The organism is Trueperaceae bacterium (assembly GCA_036381035.1).
Classification (GTDB): Bacteria; Deinococcota; Deinococci; order Deinococcales; family Trueperaceae; genus DASRWD01.
Genome location: DASVDQ010000004.1, coordinates 1 through 2,825, shown reverse-complemented (window position 1 = coordinate 2,825; position 2,825 = coordinate 1). Strand labels below are relative to the sequence as shown.

The window sequence follows — 2,825 nt, the reverse complement described above, 5'->3', positions numbered from 1 at the left end:
AAGCTCGAGCCGCGCGAGGGCATCTGGCGCATCGAGGCTCCGGTTCCCGAGGTCGGCCCCAACGACGTGCTGATCCGCGTGAGGCGCACGAGCCTGTGCGGCACCGACGTCCACATCTACGACTGGGACGCCTGGTCGCGGAGGACGGTGCCGGTGCCGCTGATCACGGGGCACGAGTACGTGGGCGTCGTCGCGGCGGTCGGCTCCGAGGTCAGGGGCTTCGCGCCCGGCGACCGCGTCGCCGGCGAGGGGCACATCACCTGCGGCCACTGCCGCAACTGCCGCGCCGGCAGGAGGCACCTCTGCCGCAACACGGTCGGCGTGGGCGTGCAGCGCCAGGGCGCGTTCGCCGACTACATCTCCCTGCCGGCCGTGAACGCGTTCAAGCTGCCCGACTCGATCCCCGACGACGTGGGGGCGATCCTCGACCCCCTGGGCAACGCCGTGCACACGGCGCTGACCTTCGACCTGGTGGGCGAGGACGTGCTCATCACCGGCGCCGGGCCCATCGGCCTCATGGCGGCGGCCGTGGCGCGCTTCGTGGGCGCCCGCCACGTGGTCGTCACCGACGTGAACCCCGCGCGCCTGGAGATGGCGCCGGCCATGGGGGCGTCGCGCGCCGTGGACGTCTCGGGCGGCGGCGAGGTCCTCGCGGACGTGATGGCGGACCTCGGCATGACGGAGGGCTTCGACGTCGCGCTCGAGATGTCCGGGGCCCCGAGCGCGTTCCGCGACATCATGCGCACCGTCATCCACGGTGGCAAGGTCGCGCTGCTCGGCATACCAAGCCGCGAGATCGCCATCGACTGGAACGACGTGATCTTCAAGGGCCTGACGATCCAGGGGATCTACGGTCGGCAGATGTTCGAGACCTGGTACAAGATGGTCGCCCTGCTGCAGGCCGGTCTCGACGTCACCCCGGTCATCACGCACCGCTTCCCCATGGAGGAGTTCCAGCAGGCGTTCGACGTGATGCGCGCCGGGCGCTCCGGCAAGGTGATCCTCGACTGGAGCTGAGGAGGGCCGGCAGCAGGTCGTCGACCGTGAGCCGTACACGGCGCCAGCCGCCGCGACCGCTCGGCCGACACGTTCGTCTCGCCCGTCTACATCATGGACCCTTGGGAAGGCCGACCCCTATGACACGACTGAGCTCAGCCGCACGAGATCTCCTCGACGTCGACCTCGGACCGCGACTCCGGGACGTGCTCACAGCGGGGGCCGCGTCGTGAGCCGCCTGTTCGAGCCCATGAGGCAGCGCGGCGTGACGCTGCGCAACCGCCTCGGCGTCTCGCCGATGTGCACCTACTCCGCCGACGCGATGGACGGCCTGGCCACGCCGTGGCACGTCGCGCACCTCGGCGCCCGGGCGATAGGGGGCTTCGGCCTCGTGATCGCCGAGGCCACGGCCGTGGAGCCTCGCGGCCGCATCACGCCGCAGGACCTCGGGCTCTGGTCCGACGCGCAGGTCGACGCCTGGCGCCCCGTGACCGCGGCGGTGGAGGCGGCCGGCGCCGTGCCCGGCGTCCAGCTGGCGCACGCCGGCCGTAAGGCCTCCACCTTCCGCCCCTGGGCGCCCCGCAGCGGCCGTGTGCCCGTCGCCGAGGGCGGCTGGACGCCCGTGGGGCCCACCGGCGAGCCGTTCCGGCCCGAGGACGGCGAGGTCGAGGTGCTGACAGAGGCGGGCGTGAGGGGAGTCGTGGAGGCGTTCGCAGCCGCCGCCGCCCGCGCCGTGGACGCCGGCTTCCGCATGGTGGAGGTGCACGGGGCGCACGGCTACCTGCTGCACCAGTTCCTCACGCCGCTCGTCAACCGGCGCGAGGACGCCTACGGCGGCTCGGTCGAGGGTCGGGAGCGGCTGCTACTCGAGGTCGTGCGGGCCGTGCGCGCCGCCGTGCCGGAGGACGTGCCGGTGTGGCTGCGCCTCTCAGCTACCGACTGGGTCGAGGGCGGCCTGACGGTGGACGACACCGTGCGCGTGGCCCGGCGCGCGCAGGAGGCGGGCGCCGACCTCGTCGACTGCTCGTCGGGCGGCGCGGTGCCGTACGCCAAGGTCCCCGCGGCGCCCTGCTACCAGGTGCCGTTCGCGGCCGCGGTGCGCGCCGCCGGAGTGCCCAGCGCGGCCGTGGGCCTGATCACGACGCCCCCTCAGGCCGAGGCCGTGGTGGCGGAGGGCCGTGCCGACGTGGTGCTCCTCGGCCGCGAGGCCCTGCGGGACCCGCACTTCCCCCTGCGCGCCGCCCGCGAGCTCGGCGTGCCGACCCCGTGGCCGCCGCAGTACCTGCGCGCGGCGCCGGGGGCCTGAGCCCGGTCAGGGCGTGAGCGACGCCGAGCGACCCTCCTGAGGGTCGGCCCTGCGAGGTCGCCTACATCGACAGGTAAGCCGCCTGCACCTCGGGGTCGTGCAGCAGCCCCTGGCCCGTGCCGGTCTTGCGGACCTCGCCGTTCTCCAGCACGTAGGCGCGGTCGGCGATCTTCAGCGACTGGCGCACGTTCTGCTCGACCAGCACGACCGTCACGCCCTCGCGCCTGATCTCCTCGAGCGCGCGGAACACGGCCTGCGCCAGGGCGGGCGCTAGCCCGATGCTCGGCTCGTCGACGAGCAGCAGGCGCGGCGCGCTCATCAGCGCGCGGCCGATGGCCAGCATCTGGCGCTCGCCGCCCGAGAGGGTGCCGGCGACCTGGTGCTCGCGCTCCTGCAGGCGCGGGAAGAGACGGTAGACGAGCTCGCGGTTCCTGGCGGCGAGGGGGCGGGCGTGCGGCAGGTAGTCGGCTCCGGCGGCGAGGTTCTCGGCCACCGTCATCAGCCGGAAGAGCTGCCTGCCCTC

At 73.8% G+C, this 2,825-nt stretch carries 3 protein-coding genes; 2 read left to right on the top strand and 1 reads right to left on the bottom strand.

Annotated elements, in window-relative coordinates:
• Both tdh and VF202_00470 read left to right on the top strand, forming a co-directional pair.
• The coding region (gene tdh / locus VF202_00475; protein ID HEX7038569.1) for an L-threonine 3-dehydrogenase at positions 1 to 1,017 on the top strand (1,017 nt) is incomplete at its 5' end.
• Positions 1,018 to 1,225: 208 nt separating this feature from the next.
• Positions 1,226 to 2,302 carry an NADH:flavin oxidoreductase/NADH oxidase gene (locus tag VF202_00470; protein ID HEX7038568.1) on the top strand — a complete coding sequence of 359 codons (1,077 nt, stop codon included), beginning with the start codon at positions 1,226 to 1,228 and terminating at the stop codon, positions 2,300 to 2,302.
• Between the two features lie 61 nt (positions 2,303 to 2,363).
• On the opposite strand, the gene VF202_00465 is transcribed toward VF202_00470, so the two are convergent.
• Positions 2,364 to 2,825: ATP-binding cassette domain-containing protein (locus VF202_00465; protein ID HEX7038567.1), on the bottom strand; the 462-nt coding region annotated here is incomplete at its 5' end.